Origin of the sequence: Clostridium sp. YIM B02551 (assembly GCF_022324735.1) — a bacterium.
Taxonomy (GTDB): Bacteria; Bacillota; Clostridia; order Clostridiales; family Clostridiaceae; genus Clostridium_T; species Clostridium_T paridis.
This window is the reverse complement of sequence record NZ_JAKGTF010000015.1, coordinates 47,668-73,681: the sequence shown is the minus strand read 5'-3', so window position 1 is coordinate 73,681 and position 26,014 is coordinate 47,668. Positions and strand designations below refer to the sequence as shown.

The following is a 26,014-nucleotide window of genomic DNA, read 5'->3' as shown; positions in this document are numbered from 1 at the left end:
ACTTTCATAAATATACTAGATAGTAAAAATACCCATTATAGGGTATCATAAAAATAAACATTCTCCTTATATCTGAAGCCATTTAAACTCTGCATTAGAACTTTACTCTTAAGCAGCTTATTTTTGTATAGTTCTTTTAATATATCTTCCATATTAATTGATAAATCTCTAAAAAGCTCGTCCTCTTTTAGCAATTGAGAAGTTACCCAATTATTTGTATTCTTTATATGTTCAATTAAAAAACTACAACAATTTTTTATATTACTTCTAATATATTTATCTATATATTTTATAAGACTATTTATGGACTTTGCTTTATCTTCGTTTGAAAAAAACACATTTTCGACTATTACTTTGAAATCATCATTTAAATTTATTGCCATAGTAATGGCATCCTTACTTACTAAATAGTCGCTATTGTTAATATAGAGCTTAGAAAAAGAGTCAATACACTTTACTGCTATTTCGTAACTAGTTATATCTCTATGATTATACATGTATTTTTTTAATACGCTCAGTACTTTTAGCGTCTCTCCAAGATATACCAAATTCATTCTTTGTCTTTCATTATCTGGGAAATACCTTAATTCCCTATGAATTTTGGTTATATCATCATCCTTTGAGAAAATAAGCTTTGAAGAAATAAGTATCTTATCCATATTCATCTTGTTTATTTTCTTATTTTTCTTGTCAGTAATGACACTCTTAGAAATTAGTTTGTAATGTACTGGTATATTTTCTTCATAAATATATATATCTTTTATTCCATCTAATTCATTCTTTATAATTACTAATAGATCAATATCAGATTCTTCCCACAAATCTCCACTTACTAGAGAACCATAAGCTAAGAGGGCTAGTACATCCTTATTTTCTTCAAACTCTGATGTAATTTTTGAAATTACTTTCTGAAATTCTGCTATTTTTAAATTCACAATATCCCTCCTGAAGATTTTTAAACTTATTATACTCTATAGTACATAAAAAATAAAGTTTAATAACTATTTGTATAAATAGAAAAATAGAGCATAATTTTATTTTCTATGCTCTATTTTAAGAATCTTATTTTAATATATATTCATTATATTTATTATAAGCTTCGTCATCTACCTCAGCTTTAATATAGGTTCCTTCATCTTTATAGTCTTCCTCTATTATATTTGACTTATTATGAAGATATGAAACTATATTTCCCTCTGAATATGGAATTATGAATTCAACCATTTTTAATTTATATGGTAACTTTTCTGATATCTTTTTTAATAGTAACTCAAGATTTATTCTTTCTTTTGCTGATATTTCTAAGATCTCGTAAGTCTTAAATTCTTCCTTAATTTTATTTATTGCATCTTCTGAAGCTAAATCTATTTTATTAAGAACTAAAAATCCTTCCTTATCTCTGGCTCCTAACTCTTCAAGCACTTCCTCAACTGCTCTTATCTGTTCTATTGCTGTAGGTGATGCAGCATCCACTACATGAACAAGCAAATCTGAGTAGATTACTTCTTCAAGGGTCGACTTAAAAGCTTCAACCAGCTCATGAGGTAATTTTCTAACAAATCCAACTGTATCAGTTAATGTTATTAATCTATTGTCTAGAAGGTTAATAGCTCTAGTAGTTGTATCTAATGTAGCAAATAACATATTAGCTTCAAATACTTTTTCTTTTTTTACTGCATCTTTAGTTGCTACCATATCACATAAAGTATTTCTCAATGTAGACTTACCAGCATTTGTATATCCAACTAGCGAAACTTGAGGAATACTCTGCTTTCCTCTTCTCTCTCTTTGAACTTCTCTATTTTTCTTTATTTTCTTAAGTTCATCATTTAGATCATATATTCTTTCTTTTATATGTCTTCTATCTGTTTCAAGCTTTTTCTCTCCTGGGCCCCTGGTTCCAACTCCTCCACCTGTTCTAGATAAAACAGTTCCTAGTCCTGATAGCCTTGAAGCCCTATATTTTAATTGAGCTAATTCAACTTGAATTCTAGCTTCTCTAGTTTTTGCTCTTCTTGCAAAAATTTCTAATATTAATGTTGTTCTATCAATAACTTTTGCTCCTATATATTCTTCTAAGTTTCTAACTTGTGAGCCTGAAAGTTCATCATCAAATATAACTAAATTAGCTCTAAGTGCTTGCCTTAAGCTGGCAATTTCCGCCACTTTTCCACTTCCTATAAATAGAGCTGCATCTATTTTATTTCTACTTTGAAATACCTTATACATAACCGGAATATCACAAGCTTGCGCTAATTCTTCAAGTTCATCTAAGCTTTCTTCTGTATCAGTTCCAACTATTATAGCTTTTTCTGAATCGTCATCCTCAATTTCACTTTCCTTTAAAGCCTTATCTATTTCTAGTATCTTATCAATTACATTAAATCTATAGGCCTCATCAAAAGAAAGTTTCTCTATTGTTTCTTCAACCAAAACATTATTTTCTATTGAACAAAATCCAAGAGATATATCTGTTATTGCACCTTCAACAACCCCTACAGCAACAAGAGAATCTAGCTTTAATTTCAATAGTGCAGTAACATCTAAAGCTGAAAGTTGTGAATAACCATTAGGATGTGTGTGAATAACTCTTATTCCAGATAACTTTTTTTCCTTTATGTCTATTATTGGAAGTTCTACTGATGTTGAGTCTCCTATAGCTACTGAAACAACATTTCCTCTTCTATCTATTGCAACTGATATTTCTCTTTCAATTAAAGAAGTTAACCTTGAAATACTTTCTACTATTTCTGTCGCACAAAATTCATATCTTTGAGTTTTAATACCATATATATCATCTAACTCTTTTAAAAAGGAATTCTTAATCCCTTCTACATTACCATGAATCATACTCTCACCTCATTTTCTTCATCTAATTTTAAACTATAACATAAAAGATGTAAATAAATAGTACACACTATTTATAATTTCCTAATGGAATAAAAAAATAAGTAGCTAAAATATAATTTTAAGCTACTTACTATTATTAATTTTCAAGTATTACTTGAGCTTTTGGCTCATAAACTTCTGGCACTGCCTTAAATATAAAGATTAATGTTATAACTGTATTTAAAATAGTAACAATCATAAATATATTATAATAGTGAAATCTATCTAATAATACTCCATACATAATAGATCCAAGCGGAACTGCTCCTTGTGCTATCATCCCAATTAATGAAAAGAATCTTGCTCTCATTTCGTTAGGAACCATCTTCTGAAGATTTGTACTTATTGGAGTATTAACTCCTGCATTAAAGCCTCCTATGGTCACACATATTAAAGCAATTACCATAAATAGTGTCCAAGAATGCCCTCCTAATAATGAAACTTGTTTTGGAAAAATTACAATTGAGAAACCAAATAACATTACGCTTTCCATTATGAAAGATAAATTCATAATATTCTTTGTTTTAGCTTTTTTAGCTCCTAATCCTAGAACTACATTTCCCACTAGAACACCTAGTGTAAATATAGACATTAAATAGCCAAACTGCTGAGAACTAAAACCTATTCCTTTTTTCATTATATATGGTAGAACAATATCAAAAGAAGGAGTTAAAAGCAGATTTGTCATCATTGCATATCCAAATAACTGCATTATGCCTTTATTACCTTTTATAAAGGTTAATGTTTCTAAGTTTTCACTTAAAAATGATTTTAATGTTATCTTACCTTTATCATTAATTTTACTTTCATATATAATGAACGCAGATAATATTCCTGAGATTATAAAGGAAGCTGCATTTATATAAAATACTGCCTTAATTCCAAAGAGCCCATATATTATACCACCAAGAGCAGGCCCAACTATCATCGATGCTGCGTCAAGTCCTCCTCTGGTTGAAGTAGCTTTCATCAGGCTCTCCTCTGATACTAATTCAGGAAGTAGTGCTGTAGATGAACCACCAAAAATACTATCCATAATAGAAATAAATATCTGAGCTATAAATAACATGTAAATATTAATATTTCCTGTTAATGCTAACGTCCCTAGTAAACAAACAATAATACCTCTTCCAAGATCTGTTGCAACCATTATATTTCTTCTATTTTTTCTATCCCCTAATATTCCAGCAAAAGGTAAGGTTATTAAATTGGGTACTAAATTTAGTATTGAGAATAATCCCATCATTATTCCTGAGTGGGTGATATCAAGTATATATAAAGGTAGGGCGATTTGCTGTATTCCAGTTCCAATATATGAAATAAACCTTCCCATCATATATAACAGAAAATTTCTTTTACTACTCATAAACATCTCCTAAATAAAATTATTACTTTATATTGTAATTTCTACAATAGTTCCATCCTTTGCCTTAACATCTACTAAGGTTAATCCTTTGTACTCTTTTAAAATATATAAACATTTAGCAAGCTCGTTAAAATCTATCATCTCTACATATTTTCTTTCATTTTCTGGTATATTCTTCATGATAAAAGGACTTTTCACAAGTGACATTCCCCACTTGGCAAATACTAATGGAACAGGTATAAAATAGCGTCTTCCTTCTGCCTTAACATATATTCTCATGAAATCCACTCTCCTACTCTATTACAACTTCAACAATATCTCCATTAGCACTATTAACATCAACAATCTTTCCGCAAAGTCCGTTATCAATTGCTTCAGAAATAAGATTTAAATCTAAATTTTCAAGTCCTTTAACATTACTCTCAATTGGAAGCTTCCCTACTGTTTTTAATAAAGTCTTTATAAGCTTTATTGGGAGTTTCACATTTACTACATCACCCTCATGTGAATTAACCTTAATCTTAAGCATCATATTCATAATGTCATTCTCTTGTACTGTTTGAATTTCTGTTTTTTTCTCATTAAGAGCCTCAATTAATTCTTGAGCCTTATCTGATGTAATTTTACCTTCTTCAACCATTTTTAATATTCTTGATATTTCTTCATTCATTAATAATTCCTCCTTAATTCTATTCATTTAACATCTTGATTGCTTGGTCTGGAGTTATTTCTCCTTTATCTAACATATCTATTACTTTCTTCTTATCTACTGCTGGAGTAGGATTTATATTATAACCTAATGATGAAATAACCTCATCAAGCTTTGCTCTTACTGTTGGATATGAAATACCTAATTCTTTTTCAACATCTTTGATGTTTCCTCTATTTTTTAAGAAAATCTCAATAAATTTAAGCTGCTCTAGAGATAAATATTCAAACTTTGACATCTCAAACTCATTTTCTATTACTGTACTGCATTTAGAACACTTAAGCTTAGTAACTACAAGCTTCGAACTACATACTGGACATTTGTTTATAACTTTATACACTAATTGTCACTTCCTTCCTATAATCATACTATACTACTTTATATTTATAATTTCAATATCATTTTTAAAATATTTAATTTTAAACTTAATATAATTAATTTTATTAATCCACATATTAATTTTATTAATTTGTTTATTAATATTAATATTATTACTACTCACGGTAATATTGTAATAGTTGAAAAATGTCAAAAAAATTGTTAATATGGTTAATATGAATAAAGAGTTTAGCTAAAAAAACTTAACTTATACTGATTGAAGCTATTAATTTCTAATGTATAAATTAAATACAAACTTTAAACTCTATAGTAGATTATATATAAATTTTATTTTGGAGGATTACCATGGAAGATAAGAAAAGGAATATACTTATTACTGAAGAACAAATTGCTACTAGAATCAAGGAACTTGGTCAAGAACTTACTAAGGAATATTCAGATAAAAACTTATATGTTTTATCACTTTTAAGAGGAAGTTTTATTTATGCTGCAGATTTAGTTAGATCTATCGATGCAAATGCTAAAATTGGTTTTATGACTACTTCAAGTTATGGACATTCAGAAGAATCTACTGGTAAAGTTAAAGTTGTAAATGATATTCCTGATAATATAGAAGGTTATGATGTTTTAATAGTTGATGATATTGTAGATACAGGTTATACTATGGAATTTGTAGTTAATCATGTTAAATCTCTTGGCGCTAAATCTGTAAAGACTTGTGTTCTTTTAGATAAGCCTTCAAGAAGAAAAGTTGATCTTAACCCAGATTATTGTTGCTTTGAAATAGAAGATGTTTTTGTAGTTGGATATGGATTAAACTACGGAGACTATTATAGAAATGTTCCTTATGTTTTTAATTGGGAATAAAATTCAAACTACATAACTTCAGACTAAAAAAGAAGAGTTTTAAACTCTTCTTTTTTAGTCTAAAGAACTATTTATCTTAAAAACTTATTTTCCAAAATCCAAATTAGTTTGAGGGGTTTTACCTACAATAATTGTTTCTGCAATAGGTATTGTTGATTTTACTTCCACCTCATCATTTTTAGTAGGAACAATCACATTTATTTTTGCTTCCACTACTAGATAAATCTTATGTCTTGTCTGATTTATCCCTGCTGATTCAAACTCTGAATAATAATTTGTTTTAACTGTTCCTATAGGCTCCATTCTAACTGTTATCTTTGGTCCCCATGAGGATACTAAGTTATTTCTAGAAATATAACCAATAGGAAATTTAATTCCAAGTGAACCTATCCTATTAATATCATGCTGTACCTCTAATGATACTTTAGTTGAGAGCGCATTTAATTTTATGGTATCTGCCCTAAGCATTGTTATATTTCCCTCTTTGTCTTTTTCTATCTTAATTACATCATCATATTGAAATTCCTTTGAATAAAGTGTTAATACATTTTCATCAATAGATTCTATAGTTTTCGCTCTCATCTCTGTATCTGAAACCACCATCAATGTCCCCAAAATTATTTTATTAAAAATGTATATAAAAAATGTTAACAAGATAATAATTATAATAATTAGCATTATAATACGTTTATTCCATTTATTTTTTTTAGTATAATATTTCATATCAACCACTCCATTTATTATTATATTTTTTTATGCTATAATATGGACTAATGATGATTAATTCATTTTAAATATTTAGGAGGAAATAATGAATAAAGCTAGCTCAACTAATAAAAGCGATCCTAAAACTAAAAATAAAAGTAAAAGTAAAAAACGTAAGAAAGGTCGTATATTTAGGAATATTTTACTTTCCTTATTTTTTATAGCACTAACTTTACTTGTAGTTGCAGGGGGGTATGCTTATGCCATAATAAAGAGTGCACCTGATTTAGATGTTAATTCAGTTCTAAATTTGAGCCAACCCTCAACTCTCTATGATAATGATGGTAATGTTATAGATACGGTACATTCGGATGAGGAACGTCGTATTATCCCATTTAAAGATATGCCTGATAATCTAAAAAATGCCTATGTTTCAATAGAAGATGAAAGATTTTATGAACATAGTGGTGTAGATGTTAAGAGAATCCTTGGCTCTGTACTTATTGATGTTAAAAATAAAGTTACTGGTAAATCTGGCCTTCATGGAGGATCTACTCTTACCCAACAATTATTAAAAAACACCATTCTAACAAATGAGGTTTCAATAAATAGAAAAATAAAGGAAGCTTACTTAGCTACTAGATTAGAAAAATTACTTTCAAAAGATCAAATTTTAGAAGCTTACTTAAACACAATTCCTCTTGGCGGTAAAATCTATGGTGTTGAAGCTGCTTCAATGTATTTCTTTGGTAAACCAGCTAAAGAATTAAACCTGATTCAATGCGCATACATTGCAGGGCTTACTCAAGCTCCATCTTACTATAGTGCTTATAATCCAACAATGCAAAAGGATCCTACTCCATACTTAAATAGAACAAAAACTGTAGTTACTAAGATGAAAGACTTAGGTAAAATTTCTGAAGCTGATTATGATCAAGCAATAAAAGATATTGATGCTAAAAAATTTGAATTTAAAACTCAAACTATATCTTATAAATTAAATTATGAATGGTTCTCAAACCCTGTTATTTCGCAAGTAAAAAAGGATTTAAAGGAACAACTTAAATTGAGTGATGATGAAGTTAGCAAATTAATTGCTAATGGTGGATTAAAAATCTATACTACCATGGATAAAAAACTTCAAGATTATACTCAAAGTGTATTAGATGATAGAAGTAATTTTAACGTTGGAAATCCAGAAGTTCTTGATGAAAATGGAATACCAAAGCTTCAAGCTGCTGCTGTAATTATGGATTATCATACAGGTGAAGTTAAGGCAATGGTTGGAGGTAGAAAAGAACCTAAAGCTGCTAATTCGTTAAACAGAGCTTATAATGTTTTAAAACCTATCGGATCTTCTACTAAGCCATTAACAGTATATGGCCCTGGAATAGACATGAAATTAATTACCCCAGCAACAGGTATTAATGATGCACCTATTCCTAAAGAAATAGGCATGAAATATGCTACAGATGGTAAAGCATATGATCCACGTAACCAATCACGTAATGATTTTTCTGGTCTTATATCAATTCGTGAAGGTTTAAGATACTCAAAGAATATCGTTGCTGTATTAACAGAAGATAAGGTTGGAATAAAAAATGGTGTAGCTTATGGTGAAAAGTTTGGATTAAAATATAACAATCAATCTAGAACTTCTATAGCTTCTGTTGCTTTAGGTCAGTTTAATAATGATCCTAGCAATCCAGATGGAGGAAATCCATATAAGATGGCTGCCGCATACGGTACTTTTGGAAATAATGGTACTTATACTGAAGGTATTCTATATACAAAAGTTCAAGATGCAACTGGAAAGGTACTTTTAGAAAAGAAACCAGAAACAAGGAGTGTATTATCACCTCAAGCATCATATATAACTTATGATTTGCTTAAAGAACCAGTTGAGCATTATACTGCTTCACACGCAAAATGGGGTTCAATGCCTGTTGCTGGTAAAACTGGTACTACAACTGATAACAAAGACCTATGGTTTGCTGGTTTAACACCATACCTTTCAGCTGCAATATGGGTTGGATATGATGTTCCTACTGAAATACAAGGTGAAAGTGGTGCTGTTGTAACTCCAATTTGGGGAAAAATCATGGAAAAGGCACATGAAGGTTTAGCTGATAAAGAAATCCCGGTACCTTCAGGAATTAAGAAAATGGCTTTATGTAGCCTATCAGGTAAAATTCCTACAGATTTATGTTCAAAGGATCCTAGAGGAAGTAAAGTTGTTGAAGATTGGGTTATAGATGGTGCAGAACCTACTGAAACCTGCGATGTCCATGTATCAGCTAAGGTTAATAAATTAAATAATAAATTAGCAACTGAAAATACACCCAAAGAGTTGATTGAGGAAAGAGTTTTTTTAAAGAAGCCATGGAACACGGATAATGCTTATGTAAAAGATGCCCAATATACTCTTCCTACTGAGCAAGATGATTATACAGTACAACCAACTAAGTCTCCTACTACTGGTGTCCCAGTTCAAGGAAATCAACCTAATAACAATGATACCAATGTAGACTTAGATGGTAATGAAACTAATAATACGGGAAAACCGAATAATAATTAAACAAGAAGGAGATGGAACTTAATCCATCTCTTTCTTGTTTTTTGTTGTCCATTTTTGTACTAAGTAGTATAATAAATTTATCAAACAAATGGAGGTAAAGTACTATGGGTTTAAAAGGATTAATTGAAGAAAAAAGAAAAGCACAAAAAAGAAAGAAAAAAATCGAAACTGCAAAAAAGGTTACTTTAGGTGCTGCTGCTGGTGTAACAGCTGGTGTTGTTGGAGGGATTCTACTTGCTCCTAAATCAGGAAAAGAAACAAGAAATGATATCAAAGAAGGTTATTCAAAGGCAAATGAAAATATAAAACTAAAAGTTGAAGAAGCTAAAAATCTAGCTAAGGATAAAAAAGAAACTACTGTCTCAAATATAAAAGAAGCTAAAAGTAAAATTTCTTCATACTTAGAGGAAAAGAAAAACAAAGTTAACTCTAGCTCTGCTCAAGATGATATCAAGGATACTGAATCAAATACTGAAACATTTACCGAATAAGTGGAGGATTTAATATGTTAATTGATATAAGATATCTATTTTGGGGTATAATTGCAATTGCATTTTTTGTTGCAATAATTTATTTAATATTTGTTTTAAGAAAATTGATTCAAGTATTAAGCAACGTTAACTCAATACTAGAATCAAATAAAGGTTCCATGACAAACATAATTAAAAATATGGCAGATATAACTGATAACGTTAAAGATGTTAGTGAAGTTGTAACTGAGACTACTGCAGACGTAATAGTTGCAAAAGAAAATATTAGTGAATACATAAACATATTTAAAGATATTTTATTCTTAATAAAAAATGTATTTAAAAAATAAGATGGACAAGCGTCCATCTTATTTTTTATGTATACTCAAGTATTCTTTTAAATCTTTTGTCTTCTCATTTCCCAATATATTTTCTATAATCTTCAAAGTTCCCTCTATAGAACTTTTTCCTCCAACTGTTGTAATAATTTTTCCTGTATCTACATAGCTTAATTCTGCAATCTTAGAACTTGGAGACATATTTAAAATTTGTTCTCTATCTTCTTCTAATGCTGCAATGATATGATTTTTTACTATTCCACACTTTGCTATAGTCATTATTCCATGGCCTGTAGCTAATATATAGTCACTATCCTTATAGAATTTATCTATGTAGCTTGAAATTTTATTATTTTCTAAACAGCCACATCCACCAGGTATTATAATAATATTGGGACTTATTGCTGCTTCATAAGAATGTGATGGTATTATCTTCATTCCATTTGATAAATCCACTTCTTCATCACCAATAACATATAACTTAAATACTTCTTCCCCATTAAATTTATTAATTAAATTAAATAGCTCGAAAGTAAATGAAACTTCTAATAAATCAACTCCAGGATATAAAATGCAACAAACATTTTTCTTTTCATTATTAGATAAAGCTTTAAATGACTCCTTAGATATTTGGTAAGTTATCTCACCCTTGTCCCTTCTTATAACTTCAAAACCTAAGGAACTAATAAATTCATTCGAAAATTCCTGTTTAGCTTTTTCCATCATGATATTTCCACCAAATTCAAGGAAATAATATTCTAATAGTAATCTTATAGCTTCTCTACCATATCCCCTTTTTCTATATTTTCCTTGGATCTTTATATTAAATCTTGCAATCTTTGCTGCTGAGTCATAACCATGAAAGCTTACTTCTCCAACTGGCAAATCATCTAAATTATATACTAAACAATAGAAGTTCTTCCCATCAGAAGGCACAACCATTTTATGATAAAAGACCTTCCATTTCTCCTCTGGAAAATGATATATTCCACCAATACCGTCCATTGTTTCTCTGTCTTTCCATAAGTTTTGAACATATTTGAGTTCCGAAAACTCTGGTTGTTTTATATAAACTAGTTTTCCATCTCTTCTATAAAAATTACTTTCCATAATATCACCTAATATTTTCTATATTATATTAATAATATCTCATATTTTCACCTTTTAATCAAATGAATTATCAGAAAACTTTTCAATTCTTGTTAATCAATTATTTTATCATACAAATTTCCAATTATTTATTGATTTTTAAAATTAAAATCTATATAATGTTGTTTAGTATTTTTAAACTTTATGTTTAGTATATTATGTTTTATTAGAAATAACTTAACTGTTTATTTATAAAATATATGGGAGGAAAATCAAATGCAAATAGGTGAAAAAATTCGCAGATTAAGAATAGAAAAACAACTTACTCAAGAAGAATTAGCAAATAGATGCGAGCTTTCAAAAGGCTTTATTTCTCAGTTAGAGAATGACTTAACTTCTCCTTCAATTGCAACCTTAATGGATATTCTTGAAATCTTAGGTACAAACTTAACTGAATTCTTTAGTGAAGATAACCAAGAGAGAATCGCCTTTACAAAGGATGATATGTTTGAAACTGAAAATAATGACCTCAAATACTCTTTAATGTGGCTAGTACCTAATGCACAAAAAAATGAAATGGAACCAATAATGATAAATTTAGAACCTGATGGAAGGTATACAGAAGAAGAGCCACATGAAGGTGAAGAATTTGGATATGTATTATCTGGTGTTATATTTCTTCATATAGGTGAAAAGAAATATAAAGTTAAAAAAGGCGAGAGCTTCTATTTTAAACCACGTGAAAATCATTATATTTCAAATGCAGGAAAAACTCCTGCGAAAGTAATTTGGATTAGTACTCCACCATCATTTTAGTGATCAGAAAGAGGTGCTTTATTTTGGGAGAAAATATTATAGAAATTAAAACTTTAACTAAATCTTATGAAGACAACGTTGTACTAAACAACATTAGCATGAATATTAAAAGAAATGAATTTATAACACTTTTAGGTCCAAGTGGTTGTGGAAAAACTACTACGTTGAAGATTTTAGGTGGTTTTGAAAATCCAGATTCAGGGGAAGTTATTTTTGAGGGAAGCAATATCAATGATATCCCTCCATATAAAAGACCCCTAAATACAGTTTTTCAAAAATATGCTCTATTCCCTCATATGAACGTATATGAGAACATAGCTTTTGGATTAAAAATAAAGAAGTTACCTAAAGATGAGATTGACTCAAAGGTTAAAGAAATACTTAAATTAGTTTCTTTAGAAAACTTTGAAGAACGTAGCATTGAGTCCCTCTCTGGAGGACAACAGCAAAGAATAGCTATTGCACGTGCATTAGTCAATGAGCCTAAGGTTCTACTTTTGGACGAGCCTCTTGGTGCATTAGACTTAAAGTTAAGAAAGGAAATGCAATTAGAATTAAAAAAGATTCAAAAGAAATTGGGGATAACATTTGTTTTTGTAACTCATGATCAAGAAGAAGCCCTAACTATGTCTGATAAAATTATTGTAATGAATAAAGGTATAATTCAACAGATGGGCACACCAGAAGATATTTATAATGAGCCGGCAAATGCTTTTGTTGCTAGATTTATTGGTGAAAGTAACATAATAGATGGAGTAATGCTTGAAGATTATAAAGTGAATTTCTGTAATAAAGATTTTAAATGTGTTGATAAAGGGTTCGAAAAAAATGAAGAAGTTCAAGTTGTTATTAGACCTGAAGATATTAAAATAACTGATAGTGAAAAAGGCATGCTTAAAGGCACGGTTAATTCTGTAATATTTAAAGGTGTTCACTATGAAATTGAAGTCATAGAAGATGATAGAAGCTGGATTATTCACAACACACAAAATGCAAAACCTGGAGATATCATAGGAATGGATATATACCCTGAAGATATTCACATTATGAGAAAGGTTTCTGAAAATGAATAAGAAAAGGGGCCTTGCTGCCTATCCTTATTTATTATGGAGCTTGCTTTTCATAGTAGTTCCACTGATTATAGTTTTATTTTTCAGCTTCACTAAAAAAATTGATTCTCAATATGTTTTTAGCTTAGAAAACTACCAAAAACTTATATCTCCACAATACCTTAAAGTTTTCGGAAGAAGTTTATTGCTTGCAGTTATTTCTACAGTAGCGTGTCTAGTTATGGGCTACCCTATTGCATATATGATTTCAAAGATGAACGTAGGTAAAAGAAATGTATTAATTATGTTATTTATATTGCCAATGTGGATGAATTTTTTACTTAGAACTTATTCATGGCTTGCTATACTAGGCAAAAATGGAATTATAAATACGCTTCTAGGTTATATAGGTATAGGCCCATTAAATTTACTATATAATGATGGGACAGTTATATTAGGAATGATTTATAACTTTCTTCCTTTTATGGTTATACCAATATATACTGTATTAATCAAAATAGATAGCGACTTAATTAGTGCAGCGCAAGACCTAGGTGCTGATAGACGTATATTATTTAAAAGAGTAATTTTCCCACTATCAATACCTGGTGTTATGTCTGGTATTACTATGGTATTTATGCCTGCAGTATCCACTTTTATAATTTCCAGCCTATTAGGTGGTGGACAATATATGCTTGTTGGTAACTTAATTGAACAACAATTTACCAATATAGGTGACTGGAATTTTGGTTCAGCTATTTCAATATTTATGATGATAATAATATTAATTTCAATGGCATTATTGTCTAGATATGAAGGGGAATCTGACAAAGAAGGTGGTGCATTACTATGATGAAAACCTTAGAAAAGATAAGCGCTAAGGTGTATATGTTCTTAATATATTTATTTTTATATGCACCAATACTTGCTTTAATAGTTTTTTCTTTTAATAGCTCAAAATCAATGGCGTCTTGGGAAGGATTTACTTTAAAGTGGTATCAAGCATTACTTGATAATGATAAAATACTTAAAGCACTTTATAACACTTTATTAGTAGCCTTATCCTCCTCAATTATTTCAACTATAGTGGGAACTATAGCTGCTATAGGTATTTATAATATGAGAGGTAAAACAAAAAAGTTAATTCTAAATATTAACTATTTACCTGTTTTAAATCCAGATATCGTTACTGGAATAGCACTTATGAGTTTATTTGTATTTTTGCACCTAACCTTTGGCTTTAAGACACTAATGTTAGCTCATATAACATTTAATATTCCATATGTTATCTTATCTGTTCTACCAAAGCTTAAACAGATGCCAAGCAATATAACAGAGGCTGCATTAGATCTAGGGGCAACCCCAAGCTATGCTATGAGAAAAATAATAATTCCTCAAATTACCCCTGGAATTATTTCCGGCTTCATTATGGCCTTTACTATGTCTATAGATGATTTTGTAATTTCGTTCTTTACTACAGGTTCAGGCGTATCTAACCTATCAATAGAAATATTTTCAATGGCTAGGCGTGGTATAAAGCCTGAAATTAATGCTCTTTCAACATTAATGTTCATTACAGTGCTTACATTATTAATCTTAGTAAACAAAAAAGATTTATCAAAGGAGCCTATTAAGAAAAATAAGCCAAGCAGTAACAAGAATGGAAATAGAGCTATGGCGTTTGCTTTGGTTATAATAGTTTTAGTTACTTCATTTGCTATATATGGCAAGAAGAAATCTGATAGAAAAGTTCTAAATGTATTTAATGTTGGTGACTACATTGATAAAGAGCTTATAACAAAGTTCCAAGATGAAACTGGAATTAAGGTTAACTACGAAGAATATGATACTAATGAAATTATGTATCAAAAATTAAAAGGTGGAAATTCCAGCTATGATATTGTAGTTCCCTCAGACTATATGCTTCAAAAAATGATAAAAGAAGATATGGTTGAAAAATTAGATTTTAATAATATTCCGAACTATAAATACATTGATGATAAGTTTAAAAACCTATCCTATGATCCTAAAAATGAATACTCTGTCCCTTATATGTGGGGAACAGTTGGTATAATTTATAATAAGACCATGGTTACCGATCCAGTTGATTCATGGAACATACTTTGGAATCCTAAATACTCAAAACAAATAATGATGTTTGATTCCATAAGAGATACTATGGCAATTTCATTAAAAAGGCTTGGATACTCAATAAATACAACAGATCCAAAGGAAATAAATGAAGCAAAAGAAGAGTTAATAAAACAAAAACCTCTTGTTAAAGCCTATGTAGTTGATGAAGTTAAAGATAGAATGATAGGTGGAGAAGCTGCCCTTGCTACAGTATGGTCAGGAGATGCTGTATATATGATGGAGCAAAACCCTGACTTAGAATATGTAGTTCCTAATGAAGGTAGTAATAAATGGTTTGATACCTTAGTAATTCCTAAGGATTCTCCTCATAAGGAGGAAGCAGAAGCATTTATAAACTTCTTATGCGATCCTCAAAATGCAAAACAAAATGTAGAATATATCGGATACTCTACTCCAAATAAAGAAGCCTTTAAGCTTCTGGATGAAGATACTCAAAATAATCCTGCATCATATCCTTCAGATGAATTACTAGATAAATGTGAAGTATTTGTAGACTTAGGAGACAGCTTAAAACTCTATGATGATGCATGGCTAGAAATAAAGAGTAACTAATTATATATAATGCAAAAATCATATTACATCTCATGTTCAACTCTTAGTTGAAACTTCTAAAAGCTTAACAGTGACATGTAAATTCTTTAATGCATTATATATTCCCCCCAGAATAGATAAAATATTTTGGGGGGATTTTAAATTATTTAAGATATATGTTCTAATTCTAATTTATTAATTACTTCTGGAAACCATAAACTAATCTCTCTTAAAGCACTTTCCTTTGAATCAGATGCATGAACTGAATTCTCTGTTTTATCAATTGCATATAAGCTTCTGATTGTATTTGCTTCAGCTGCTTTAGGGTCTGTCGCCCCATTTATTCTTCTTATCTCACTAATAGCATTTTCCCCTTCTAAAACTAATGCACATAATGGACTTCTTGTAATATACTCTATTAAACTCTTGTAAAAAGCTTTTCCTTCATGTTCTTTGTAATGTATTTCTGCTAACCCTTCAGAAACCTTTAACAATCTCATTGCTATTACTTTTAGACCATTTGACTCATACGCATCAACTATTTTTCCTATTAAATTTCTTTCTACAGCATCTGGTTTAATTAGTACTAAACTCTTTTCCACCATAGTTATAAACCCTCCTTAACTTAATAATCATAATTATAACAAATTTTCAGTATATTTCAAATATTTAAACAATTTTTATTTTGTTCCAAACTTTTTTCTTTGTTATAATATAAAAAGAATTATTAAATACCAAATTATACAGGAGGGTCCTATGAAAAGATATTTAATGATTGTCTCTGGAAGGGTTCAAGGGGTAGGTTTTAGATATTTTGTTTTACTTATTGCAAAAAAAACTCAAGTAACTGGAACAGTTAGAAATCAATCTAATGGCATGGTTGAAATCATGGTTCAAGGAGATGAAAATCAAATAGAAAATTTTAAAACTCAGCTTATGAAGGGTAATGGTTTTTCTAGAATAGATGATTTATCCACGAAAGAAGTTCCTCTAGTAGAAAAAGAAAAAACTTTTAGAATATCATATTAAAAAAAGGTTAGAGGCTTGTACATATACATTCCTCTAACCTAGTATTTTACTTAATTATTTTTAATTACTCAATTCTTTAAACTTTTTATTTTCAGCATTGTTATCTAATATCATAAGATTATTTGCTTTAATTATAGATATTAGATTATCTGCATAAATCTTTTCTCCACTTGAGTTTTCATGTGTCGAATAGCCACCCTTTTCTATTGCTTTGGCCATATCTTTATAGTTTTTAGCTTCAAAAACACCTGCTTGCTTATATCTAGCGTTATTACTTAAAAATTTTCCGTAATCCTCAAAAGATGCTTCAATGCTATCGTACACTCTAAATTTAGCTTTAATAGTTTCACCGTTATACTCGGTAGTTGTTATCAACTTGCTTGGACCTTTCCAGCTTGTGTCTGCCTTTATTCCGAAGTAATTATTAATTTCTGCATAATTTCCCCAACCTGACTCTGCTATAGATTGAGCTATTACTACAGAAGGTAATATTCCGTATTTTTCATATATTTGATATGCATATGGTTCTACTGTTTTTATAAATTGAAGATTTTTATCTGTATAATTTTCAGGATATAATCCCATATTTTCAAGTTGGTCGTAGTAGTTATGTACTCTCTTCTTTTCTTTATCAGTATATTGTAATTCATCAATTACTTCATCTATACCTTTAGAACCATAATAGGTTTTTCCTGAAACTTTCTTTTCCTCAATAAACTTTTCAGCCAAAGCTTTAACTTTATTTTCATCCATTCTAGTAAAATAATTATTTTCTTGAATTGCACTTACTGCTGCAATTTCCTTCCAATTAAGCTGTATTCTATTTTCTCCAACCGAATCTGCTTCATTTATGTATAACTTCATTGCATCTTTAGTAATTGCAATATTTTTCAATCTGTTTTCTTCAAGCTTATATCTATTATATTTTTTTAATCCTACAATTGAAGCTATAGTTATTACAGCTAAAAGTGCAAGAAAAACTATATATCTCATTCTTCTCTTTCTCATTTTAACACCTCACCTTTACATAATATCATAAAAAGTCGTATTTTGAACATAAAAAACGCCAGAAAAATTCTGGCGTTTTTATTAATTATTTCTTAATTAATCTTTTAAAGGTTTTTTATAGGAAACTTAATTTATTCATACATGAATAAGTTACTATTTGAACTTAGAACCTTTTGCTATGCTATTGATTTATTTACTGCACTTACTACAGCCTTAATTGAAGCTAAGATAATATTATTATCTGTTCCTACTCCATAATGTTTTCTTCCATCTTTATCTATTATTTGAATGTATGCTACAGATTCAGCATTTGAATCATCACCTAAAGAATGTTGATTATAGGAACTTACCTTGAAACCTTCAATTATATTATTCATACCCCTTACAAATGCATCTATAGGCCCATTACCTACCCCTGCAATGTTCATAAGATTACCTTTATAATTTATAGATGCTAGTATTTCTATATCCTTTTTACTTACTTCTTTACTATTTATTTCGATACTTTCAAGGGTTATTGGAGAGTCAATATTTAGGTATGATTTCTTAAATGCATCGTATATGACTTCAGAATTAACTTCCTTTACACTCTCATCAGCGATACTTTGGATCACTAGACTAAAATCTTTCTGCATAAACTTAGGAATAGAAAATCCATAGTAATTTTGCATTATAAAGGCAATTCCGCCCTTACCTGATTGTGCATTTATTCTAATTATTGCCTCATAGGTTCTACCAACATCCTTAGGATCTATAGGTAAGTATGGCACTTCCCAATATTCTTCTTCATTATATATGCCTAAACCTTTCTTTATTGCATCTTGGTGAGAGCCTGAATACGCTGTATACACAAGAGACCCAGCATAAGGTTGTCTATCTGGAACTGGCATTTCAGTACACTCTTCATATATCCCTATAACTTCATCTATACTACTAAAATCTATTTCTGGATCTATACCTTGTGTATATAAATTTAGTCCTAAGGTAACTAAGTCAACATTTCCCGTTCTTTCTCCATTTCCAAATATAGTTCCTTCAATACGGTCGATGCCTGCTAGCATTGCAAGTTCTGCTGTTGCAACCGCTGTCCCCCTATCATTGTGTGGATGTGCACTTAAAATAATCTTATCTCTATCTTTAATATTATCTGAAAACCATTCTATTTGATCTGCATATACATTAGGTGTATACATTTCAACTGTAGTTGGTAAATTCAATATAATTTTATTTTCTGTTGTCGGCTTCCATTCATCAACCACAGCTTCACATATATCTAGTGCATAGTCTAGTTCTGTTCCACTAAAGCTTTCTGGTGAGTATTCTAAAATAAACTCTGTTTCAGGATATTCTCTAACTAATTCCTTTATTATTCTTGTACCCTCAACTGCTAGGTCAATAATTTCTTTCTTGCTTTTATTAAATACAACTTTTCTTTGAACTACTGATGTGGAATTATATAAATGAACTACTGCCTTCTTTATACCTTTAAGTGCTTCAAAAGACTTCTCTATAAGTTCTCTTCTTGCTTGTGTTAATATTTGAATAGTTACATCATCAGGAATAAGATTATTTTCTATTAAGTATCTAGTAAAATCATATTCTATTTGTGATGCAGCTGGAAATCCAACTTCAATTTCCTTGTACCCCATTTTTACAAGTAAATTGAAAAATTCTATCTTTTTTTCTAAACTCATAGGATTTCTTAATGCTTGATTTCCATCTCTCAAATCCACACTACACCAAATAGGTGCCTTTTCAATTAGCTTACTTGGCCACTTTCTCTCTTTTAATTCTACGTTTTTGTACTGTTTGTACTTTTTGAATCCTTCTTTTTTCATAATTATAGCCCCCTTAATTTATTCTTATATTAGAAAAAGCGCGGAAATTTTATTTTAAATTTCGTAGCCTTAAATATATATTTTATTATTTTTAGATAACAAAAAAGCGCCCTTGCACTCCATTGGAGCGCAAAGGCGCGGTACCATCCAAACTTATAACTTAATTATAATAACGGTTATTAACCGGTTGAATCTACTTAATTTCAATCCACAGCTCATTGAGCGAGTTCAGAAATATCATTTATAGTCTCGCACCAACCGACTACTCTCTTAAAAATTAAATCTCCTACTACTCTCAGTCATCGCTTTTACAAATAATGATTGATATTATTTAAAATTAACCCCAATTTATTATTTAAAATAATATATCATTTACTAATTTAGTAAAATATTATACTAATTCAAACTAAAAGTCAATGCTATTTTTCCAATTGTTTTAAAACGTAATTAGGTAAAGCAAAAGCTCCTTTATGTATTTCTTCATTATAATATTTTGTATTTTCAAGTTTTTCTTTAAATTTAAATCCCTTAAAATCATTAATTGGATCATATTTCTTTGAAGCAAATCCAAATAACCAATGACCAGATGCATAGGTTGGCATATTATATTGATATGCTTTGCATATAGGGAATATCTTACCTATCTTGTTATATGCTCTTTTCATTTCTCTAGCATTATTAGGATAGTATGGACTTTCACATTGATTAACCATTATTCCTTCTTCTGTTAATGCTTTATAGCAATCATTATAAAATGCTTCAGAGAATAAACCTTCTCCTGGTCCTATAGGATCTGTTGAATCTACTATTATTAAATCATAATAGTTTTCTTTATCCTTAATATATTTTATTCCATCTTCATAATAAACAGTTACTCTTGGATCATTAAGTTTACAAGAAGTATATGATAAGTAATCCTTTGAAGCTTGAACTACTACTGGATCAATTTCTACCATATGAATCTCTTCAATTGTAGGGAAGCCAGTTAGTTCTCTTACTGTACCTCCATCTCCTCCACCTATAACTAATGCTCTCTTGATATTAGGATTTACTCCTAAAGCAACATGTGTAATCATTTCATGATAAATGAACTCATCTTTTTCTGTAACCATAGTCCAGCCATCTATAACTAAGACACGACCAAACTCATAAGTGTCAATTATATCAATTTTTTGAAAATCACTCTTTCCTGAAAATACATGACCTTTAACCTTCATAGAAAATTTAACATTTTCAGTTTGATTTTCTGTAAACCATAATTCCATATTATTCACTCCTAATCCATAAATTCAAAAGGCTTATGAGATGTTATTTCTACATCTACTTTTGAATAATTTTTAATTTTTTCTACAATTCCTCTTGCGATCTCAGTTGATTCACTTCTTTCAGCTTCTAGAACCTTTTCAAGGTATGCAAAAGCATCCCATGGATTTATAGTATCTCCACAAGTATATAAATCAACAGATGCATAGCCATATTCTGGCCAAGTATGAATTGTAAGATGAGATTCTTGAATAATTACAGCTCCACTTACTCCCCAAGGATTAAATCTATGAAAACAACTTGTCACGATAGTAGCCTTTGATTCAATCGCAGCTTCTTTCATGTACTTTTCAATTATTTCATGATCTTTTAATATTTCCTTATTACAGTTGTAATATTCAATTAAAATATGTCTTCCTAGTTGTTCTATATGCATTTAAATCCCTCCTAAATTATTCACCTATAATTTATTTACATAGAATTTTATTAGTAATTTATTTATTTTTAATGATTTTTATCTATTTTATCTTCAATTAGTTTAGTAATACATAACTTTCAGTTTAATTTATTAAATTTATAAACTTTTGTTTAGTAATATTAAACCACCAGTTTTATATATATTAACCATTTAATAATATACCACACTTTAAATACATATATGTAATCCGAAATTCAACCAAAAATAGGATATAAGTTAATTTAAATCAACCTATATCCCATTTACTATGTTTTCCTTTAATTATCTTCGATTTTTATTAGGAATATATTAAATAATTGTATTTCTTATTTCTTGAATTTCTTTATGAATTTCATCAACAATATTTTGTTCATTTTTACTTAAAAAGCCTAAAGACATTTCATATATTTCTATTTCTCTTTTATAGTTATCCTTTCTACTTCTTAACTTTTCTTCGTAAGGTCTATCTATAAAGTCTCTAATTAACATGGAGTAATACTCCTGACTGCCAAACTCTTTTGCTAATTTTAATTTTTCTAGATAATATAAATCCTTCTTTTCTTTCTTAATAAGGTAATCAATTAATAAGTTAAAATATTCTCGTGAAATGTCATATGATTTCATTTTGCTAAAATATTTCTCATCATTTATTAATGACAAAATTATTTCTTCATTTACACCTAATTTTATTAACTTATCCTTTAGCTCATATACTTTCCAGTACTTTTTGGCTCTAATTGATAAATCTGTGTAAGTTTCATAAACTTCTTTTATTGTAAATTCCACTTCTTCACTTAAAAGTATTAGAGAAATTAATTGTTCTAAACATTCAATGGCTTTATTCGTATTATGTACCTCAAAATTATATTTATACTCAAACCATAAGTCCCTTTGCCATAGAAATACCTTGTTTTTAATTCCTTCCTTATAATGTTCTCTTTTAGAAATATTATAAGACTTGTTCAAAAAAATAAATGAATCAAGAAATTCCCTTTCCATCTCAGCTATATAAGCTAGGTTCAAGTAAAAATCCTCTTTTTCCCCATATTTAGATAATGACCTATAACAAAATTCTTTTGCTGTGTCCAATTCTTCTAAATTAATTGCACAGTCAATCATCGAAAAATAACATAGAAGTTCTTCATCATTCTCTTCAATTTCATCTAAAGCTTTCATAAACATTTCAAAGGCATCTTTATATTTTTCCTCATTTTTTAATCTATTACCCTCATTTATTAGAAGTTGAAACTTCCCTCTTGACATTATCTCACCACCTTTCTTTTAATAATGCTCTCTATTTATATGAATTTATTCTAGCCACTTCTTTGCTGAACTTTCCAAAATTAACAAGCATAAATTGATGTTGCGTAAGCTTATTTCGAAATAAGCAACTTCAACTAGCGATTTATTCTGTTGGTTCTTGGTTGAACATTCCAAGAACCAACGGTCATAAATCGAGTTTACGTAAGCTTATTTCTATTATACCAATAATTTGCAAAAAAGAAAAAGCTAGAGGTATAAGCGTTATACTTACACTTCTAGCTTTAAATTTATAAATTATTCTTTGTATTGAAGAGCGTCTCTACCTTCTTCTCCAGTACTTATTCTAACAACATTCTCAACATTATATACAAATATCTTTCCATCACCTATTTTTCCAGTATGAAGCACTTTTTTTGCTGTCTTTACTACTTCCTCAACTGGAACATCACATACAACAATCTCAACTTTCACTTTAGGCAATAGGTTTATATCTACAGTAGTTCCTCTATAAAATTCTTTGTGCCCCTTTTGTGTTCCACAACCTAACACGTTTGATACGGTCATACCTGTTATCCCAATTTCATTTAATGCATCCTTAAGATCATCAAATTTACTTTGAGAAGTGATAATATCAATTTTTGATAATTTTTGGCTCATAATAATACCCCCTTATTAGCTTAGTCCGCCGTAAGCTTCCTCTCCATGATTCGAAACGTCAACTCCAGCTTGTTCGTCTTCACTAGAAACTCTTAATCCAATAGTCTTATCAATAACTTTTAAGATTATAAATGTCATTACTGCTGCAAATGCTATAGTTGCGACAATAGCAATTAATTGAGCCCCTAATAAATGTATATTACCATAAATCAATCCATCTGCACCAGCTGAATTTATACTTTTTGATGCAAATATACCAGTTGCTATACCTCCCCAGATACCTCCTATACCATGGCATCCAAAAGCATCTAAAGCATCATCATAGTTTAACTTTGATTTTAATATTGTTACTGCAAAGAAGCATATGAATCCACCTATTGCACCAATTGCAATGGAAGACATTGGACTTACAAAACCTGCTCCAGGTGTAATTGCAACTAATCCAGCTACAAGTCCACTTGCTGCTCCAAGTGCAGTTATTTTTCCTCTGTGTATATATTCACCAATACTCCATGCAATTGCTGAAGCTGCTGCTGCTGTATTTGTTGTAATAAATGCATTAAATGCTACATCGCTTACCGAAAGCGCACTACCCGCATTAAATCCATACCATCCGAATAATAGTAATCCTGCTCCTAAAACTGTAATTGTAAGGTTATGAGGTGTAACAGTTTCCTTCTTTTTTCTTTGTCCTAAAACCAATGCTGCAACTAAACCTGAGACTCCTGAACTTATATGAACTACGTCCCCACCAGCAAAGTCTAATGCACCTAGATTTCTAATCCAACCGCCAACACCCCATACCCAGTGAGCTAGAGGATCATATACAAAGGTTGCCCATAGCAACATGAATAACATAAATGCCATTGTTTTCATTCTTTCAGCAATTGCACCTGAAATTAATGCTGGTGTTATAACTGCAAACATCATTTGAAACATCATAAATGCTTGATGAGGAATTGTACCTGCATAATCAGCATTTGGTTCAAATCCAACCCCGTTTAATCCTAAGAAATTAAATCCACCTAATATTCCATTAATATCTGATCCAAAGGCTAATGTATATCCTATAAGTATCCATTGGATGGAAATAATTGCTATCGCACCATAACTGTGTAAGGTTGTACTTAATACATTCTTTCGTCTAACCATACCCCCATAAAATAATGCTAAAGCTGGTGTCATTACTAATACTAATACTGTAGAAATAAAAACAAACACCGTATCTGCACTGTTAATTGCGTTCATAATAAAACCTCCCCTTAAATAAATTCCGAAATAATTTTGTATTATTACTATGTCTAAAATTTTACTATTTGATTGAGCATCTGTCAATTAAATCATTGTTTAGTTGATATATTTTCATTATTTTTAGGGTTTTAATATCATTTTCTTATTTTGATGATATACAATTAACTCAATCTTTTTTTATCTTTTTTTGTTTATAGCTAACAACAAAGCCTTAAAAAATATATTTCAACTTGTACATAAAAGACTAAATTTTAAAATTTTAAGCAAACTATCCTTGTAAACATTTACTCATTTGAGCAAATTTAAAAGCTACACTAAAATAAATCTATTTTAGTGTAGCTTTAACATAAAGTTTCTATACTATTCTGTTTTTCTTCTCTCCAGCATAAAACGCCTTAATGTTATTTAATAAATCCCTAAACAATCTTTCTCTAGCCTCTAAACTCGCCCAAGCTATATGAGGAGTAACTACTAGCTTTTGTTTATTTTTTATTTTAAGTAATGGATTATCCTCATTAATTGGTTCTACCTTAAACACATCTAGAGCTGCTGCCTTTATTAAATCCTCGTCTAAAGCCCTTGCTAAGTCCTCATCTACAACTATAGGTCCTCTTCCCATATTAATAAGTACAGCATTTTTTTTCATTTTAGAAATATTATCATAATTCATTAATCCCTGAGTTTTATCATTTAGAGGTGAATGAATTGATAAAATATCAGAAGTTCCTAATAGTTCATCTAACTCTACTCTTTTATAATCAGCGTTATTATTTTGACCAGATGTAGAGTAATATTGAACATTTGCACCAAATGCTTCTGCTATTTGTGCAACTTTTCTTCCTATTGCTCCTAATCCTACTATTCCCCAAGTCTTCCCTGATATATCATTATATTCTTTATCTAAATTAGTGAATATAGGGCTTTTTGAATATTCTCCACTTTTAACGTAGTTATCATAATATGCAATTTCATCGTAAATATGAAGTAATGTAGCAAAGGTATGTTGCGCTACAGTATTTGTAGAATATCCTGCCACGTTTGTAACAGCTATATTTCTCTTTCTTGCATACTCTACATCGATATTGTTATACCCTGTTGCCATTTCACAAATAAGTTCTAATTTTGTATTTCCTGATAAATTACTTTCATTTAATACAACCTTATTAGTTAATATTACATTTGCATCTTTAACTCTTTCAGCTACTAATTCACTTGGAGTAATATCATAATACTTTACATCTCCAAATTCTTTTAAAAGCTCAAAATTTACTTTTCCCATTGTTCTACCATCTAAAATTACTATACTTTTCATATGTGCCTCCTATATCAAAAACATTACTAACTATTA

At 29.6% G+C, this 26,014-nt stretch carries 26 protein-coding genes and 1 other annotated feature; of the genes, 9 read left to right on the top strand and 17 right to left on the bottom strand.

What is annotated here, in order from left to right; all coding sequences use genetic code 11:
- Positions 1-35: 35 nt before the first annotated feature.
- The 6 genes from L1S47_RS17200 to L1S47_RS17175 form a co-directional block, all read right to left on the bottom strand.
- Complete coding sequence (locus tag L1S47_RS17200) at positions 36-935, bottom strand: nucleotidyltransferase domain-containing protein (protein ID WP_238885218.1); 900 nt, start codon at positions 933-935, stop codon at positions 36-38.
- Between the two features lie 127 nt (positions 936-1,062).
- The gene (hflX, locus tag L1S47_RS17195) at positions 1,063-2,850 is read right to left on the bottom strand and encodes a GTPase HflX (RefSeq protein ID WP_238885215.1); all 1,788 of its coding nucleotides are present in this window, start codon (positions 2,848-2,850) and stop codon (positions 1,063-1,065) included.
- 136 nt (positions 2,851-2,986) lie between these two features.
- On the bottom strand, positions 2,987-4,255 hold the full coding sequence (locus L1S47_RS17190; protein WP_238885196.1) for an MFS transporter: 1,269 nt from the start codon (positions 4,253-4,255) through the stop codon (positions 2,987-2,989).
- A 27-nt stretch (positions 4,256-4,282) separates the two neighbouring features.
- Positions 4,283-4,534, bottom strand: a complete 252-nt coding sequence (locus L1S47_RS17185; protein WP_238885194.1) for a hypothetical protein — start codon at positions 4,532-4,534, stop codon at positions 4,283-4,285.
- Between the two features lie 13 nt (positions 4,535-4,547).
- Positions 4,548-4,925, bottom strand: coding sequence for a hypothetical protein (locus tag L1S47_RS17180; RefSeq protein ID WP_238885192.1), 378 nt, complete (start codon positions 4,923-4,925; stop codon positions 4,548-4,550).
- A gap of 19 nt (positions 4,926-4,944) precedes the next feature.
- Positions 4,945-5,304, bottom strand: a complete 360-nt coding sequence (locus L1S47_RS17175; RefSeq protein ID WP_238885190.1) for a DUF2089 domain-containing protein — start codon at positions 5,302-5,304, stop codon at positions 4,945-4,947.
- A 344-nt stretch (positions 5,305-5,648) separates the two neighbouring features.
- Between L1S47_RS17175 and hpt the strand changes: the two genes are divergently transcribed.
- Positions 5,649-6,170, top strand: coding sequence for a hypoxanthine phosphoribosyltransferase (gene hpt, locus L1S47_RS17170; RefSeq protein WP_202767563.1), 522 nt, complete (start codon positions 5,649-5,651; stop codon positions 6,168-6,170).
- Between the two features lie 84 nt (positions 6,171-6,254).
- Here hpt and yunB read toward each other — a convergent pair whose 3' ends face one another.
- Positions 6,255-6,848 (bottom strand): sporulation protein YunB, encoded by a 594-nt coding sequence (gene yunB / locus L1S47_RS17165; RefSeq protein ID WP_238885314.1) that lies wholly within the window; start codon positions 6,846-6,848, stop codon positions 6,255-6,257.
- Between the two features lie 133 nt (positions 6,849-6,981).
- Between yunB and L1S47_RS17160 the strand changes: the two genes are divergently transcribed.
- The 3 genes from L1S47_RS17160 to L1S47_RS17150 all read left to right on the top strand — a co-directional run bounded on the left by L1S47_RS17160 (position 6,982) and on the right by L1S47_RS17150 (position 10,273).
- The gene (locus L1S47_RS17160) at positions 6,982-9,453 is read left to right on the top strand and encodes a transglycosylase domain-containing protein (RefSeq protein WP_238885188.1); all 2,472 of its coding nucleotides are present in this window, start codon (positions 6,982-6,984) and stop codon (positions 9,451-9,453) included.
- Between the two features lie 104 nt (positions 9,454-9,557).
- Complete coding sequence (locus L1S47_RS17155; RefSeq protein ID WP_238885186.1) at positions 9,558-9,944, top strand: YtxH domain-containing protein; 387 nt, start codon at positions 9,558-9,560, stop codon at positions 9,942-9,944.
- A gap of 14 nt (positions 9,945-9,958) precedes the next feature.
- Positions 9,959-10,273 carry a DUF948 domain-containing protein gene (locus L1S47_RS17150; protein WP_238885184.1) on the top strand — a complete coding sequence of 105 codons (315 nt, stop codon included), beginning with the start codon at positions 9,959-9,961 and terminating at the stop codon, positions 10,271-10,273.
- A gap of 18 nt (positions 10,274-10,291) precedes the next feature.
- Here L1S47_RS17150 and L1S47_RS17145 read toward each other — a convergent pair whose 3' ends face one another.
- On the bottom strand, positions 10,292-11,371 hold the full coding sequence (locus tag L1S47_RS17145) for a GNAT family N-acetyltransferase (RefSeq protein WP_238885182.1): 1,080 nt from the start codon (positions 11,369-11,371) through the stop codon (positions 10,292-10,294).
- Positions 11,372-11,626: 255 nt separating this feature from the next.
- Here L1S47_RS17145 and L1S47_RS17140 point away from each other — a divergent pair, with 255 nt between their 5' ends.
- The 4 genes from L1S47_RS17140 to L1S47_RS17125 are packed head-to-tail and all read left to right on the top strand — an operon-like array spanning position 11,627 to position 15,921.
- Positions 11,627-12,166, top strand: a complete 540-nt coding sequence (locus L1S47_RS17140; protein WP_238885180.1) for a helix-turn-helix domain-containing protein — start codon at positions 11,627-11,629, stop codon at positions 12,164-12,166.
- 23 nt (positions 12,167-12,189) lie between these two features.
- On the top strand, positions 12,190-13,239 hold the full coding sequence (gene potA / locus L1S47_RS17135; protein ID WP_238885178.1) for a spermidine/putrescine ABC transporter ATP-binding protein: 1,050 nt from the start codon (positions 12,190-12,192) through the stop codon (positions 13,237-13,239).
- The gene (locus tag L1S47_RS17130) at positions 13,232-14,068 is read left to right on the top strand and encodes an ABC transporter permease (protein ID WP_202767571.1); all 837 of its coding nucleotides are present in this window, start codon (positions 13,232-13,234) and stop codon (positions 14,066-14,068) included. Before potA ends, L1S47_RS17130 begins: the two co-directional genes overlap by 8 nt.
- Positions 14,065-15,921, top strand: a complete 1,857-nt coding sequence (locus tag L1S47_RS17125) for an extracellular solute-binding protein (protein ID WP_238885176.1) — start codon at positions 14,065-14,067, stop codon at positions 15,919-15,921. Before L1S47_RS17130 ends, L1S47_RS17125 begins: the two co-directional genes overlap by 4 nt.
- A gap of 146 nt (positions 15,922-16,067) precedes the next feature.
- Here L1S47_RS17125 and ndk read toward each other — a convergent pair whose 3' ends face one another.
- Complete coding sequence (gene ndk / locus L1S47_RS17120) at positions 16,068-16,505, bottom strand: nucleoside-diphosphate kinase (protein WP_202767575.1); 438 nt, start codon at positions 16,503-16,505, stop codon at positions 16,068-16,070.
- Between the two features lie 151 nt (positions 16,506-16,656).
- On the opposite strand from ndk, the gene L1S47_RS17115 reads away from it, so the two are divergent.
- A complete protein-coding gene (locus L1S47_RS17115; RefSeq protein WP_238885174.1) occupies positions 16,657-16,929 on the top strand; it encodes an acylphosphatase in 273 nt (90 codons plus the stop codon).
- 60 nt (positions 16,930-16,989) lie between these two features.
- On the opposite strand, the gene L1S47_RS17110 is transcribed toward L1S47_RS17115, so the two are convergent.
- The 8 genes from L1S47_RS17110 to L1S47_RS17075 all read right to left on the bottom strand — a co-directional run bounded on the left by L1S47_RS17110 (position 16,990) and on the right by L1S47_RS17075 (position 25,978).
- A complete protein-coding gene (locus tag L1S47_RS17110) occupies positions 16,990-17,937 on the bottom strand; it encodes a glycoside hydrolase family 73 protein (protein WP_238885171.1) in 948 nt (315 codons plus the stop codon).
- A 176-nt stretch (positions 17,938-18,113) separates the two neighbouring features.
- Positions 18,114-19,775, bottom strand: a complete 1,662-nt coding sequence (leuA, locus tag L1S47_RS17105) for a 2-isopropylmalate synthase (protein WP_238885168.1) — start codon at positions 19,773-19,775, stop codon at positions 18,114-18,116.
- 120 nt (positions 19,776-19,895) lie between these two features.
- Positions 19,896-20,087 (bottom strand) — a binding site (T-box leader).
- A gap of 107 nt (positions 20,088-20,194) precedes the next feature.
- Positions 20,195-21,040, bottom strand: a complete 846-nt coding sequence (gene speE / locus L1S47_RS17100) for a polyamine aminopropyltransferase (protein WP_202767579.1) — start codon at positions 21,038-21,040, stop codon at positions 20,195-20,197.
- Positions 21,041-21,051: 11 nt separating this feature from the next.
- Positions 21,052-21,468, bottom strand: coding sequence for an adenosylmethionine decarboxylase (speD, locus tag L1S47_RS17095; RefSeq protein ID WP_338031231.1), 417 nt, complete (start codon positions 21,466-21,468; stop codon positions 21,052-21,054).
- Between the two features lie 336 nt (positions 21,469-21,804).
- Positions 21,805-22,758 (bottom strand): hypothetical protein, encoded by a 954-nt coding sequence (locus L1S47_RS17090; RefSeq protein WP_238885162.1) that lies wholly within the window; start codon positions 22,756-22,758, stop codon positions 21,805-21,807.
- Between the two features lie 294 nt (positions 22,759-23,052).
- On the bottom strand, positions 23,053-23,415 hold the full coding sequence (locus L1S47_RS17085) for a P-II family nitrogen regulator (protein WP_202767582.1): 363 nt from the start codon (positions 23,413-23,415) through the stop codon (positions 23,053-23,055).
- A 15-nt stretch (positions 23,416-23,430) separates the two neighbouring features.
- Positions 23,431-24,663 (bottom strand): ammonium transporter, encoded by a 1,233-nt coding sequence (locus tag L1S47_RS17080; RefSeq protein WP_275297869.1) that lies wholly within the window; start codon positions 24,661-24,663, stop codon positions 23,431-23,433.
- Positions 24,664-25,021: 358 nt separating this feature from the next.
- Positions 25,022-25,978, bottom strand: coding sequence for a D-2-hydroxyacid dehydrogenase (locus tag L1S47_RS17075; protein WP_238885160.1), 957 nt, complete (start codon positions 25,976-25,978; stop codon positions 25,022-25,024).
- Positions 25,979-26,014 lie beyond the last annotated feature (36 nt).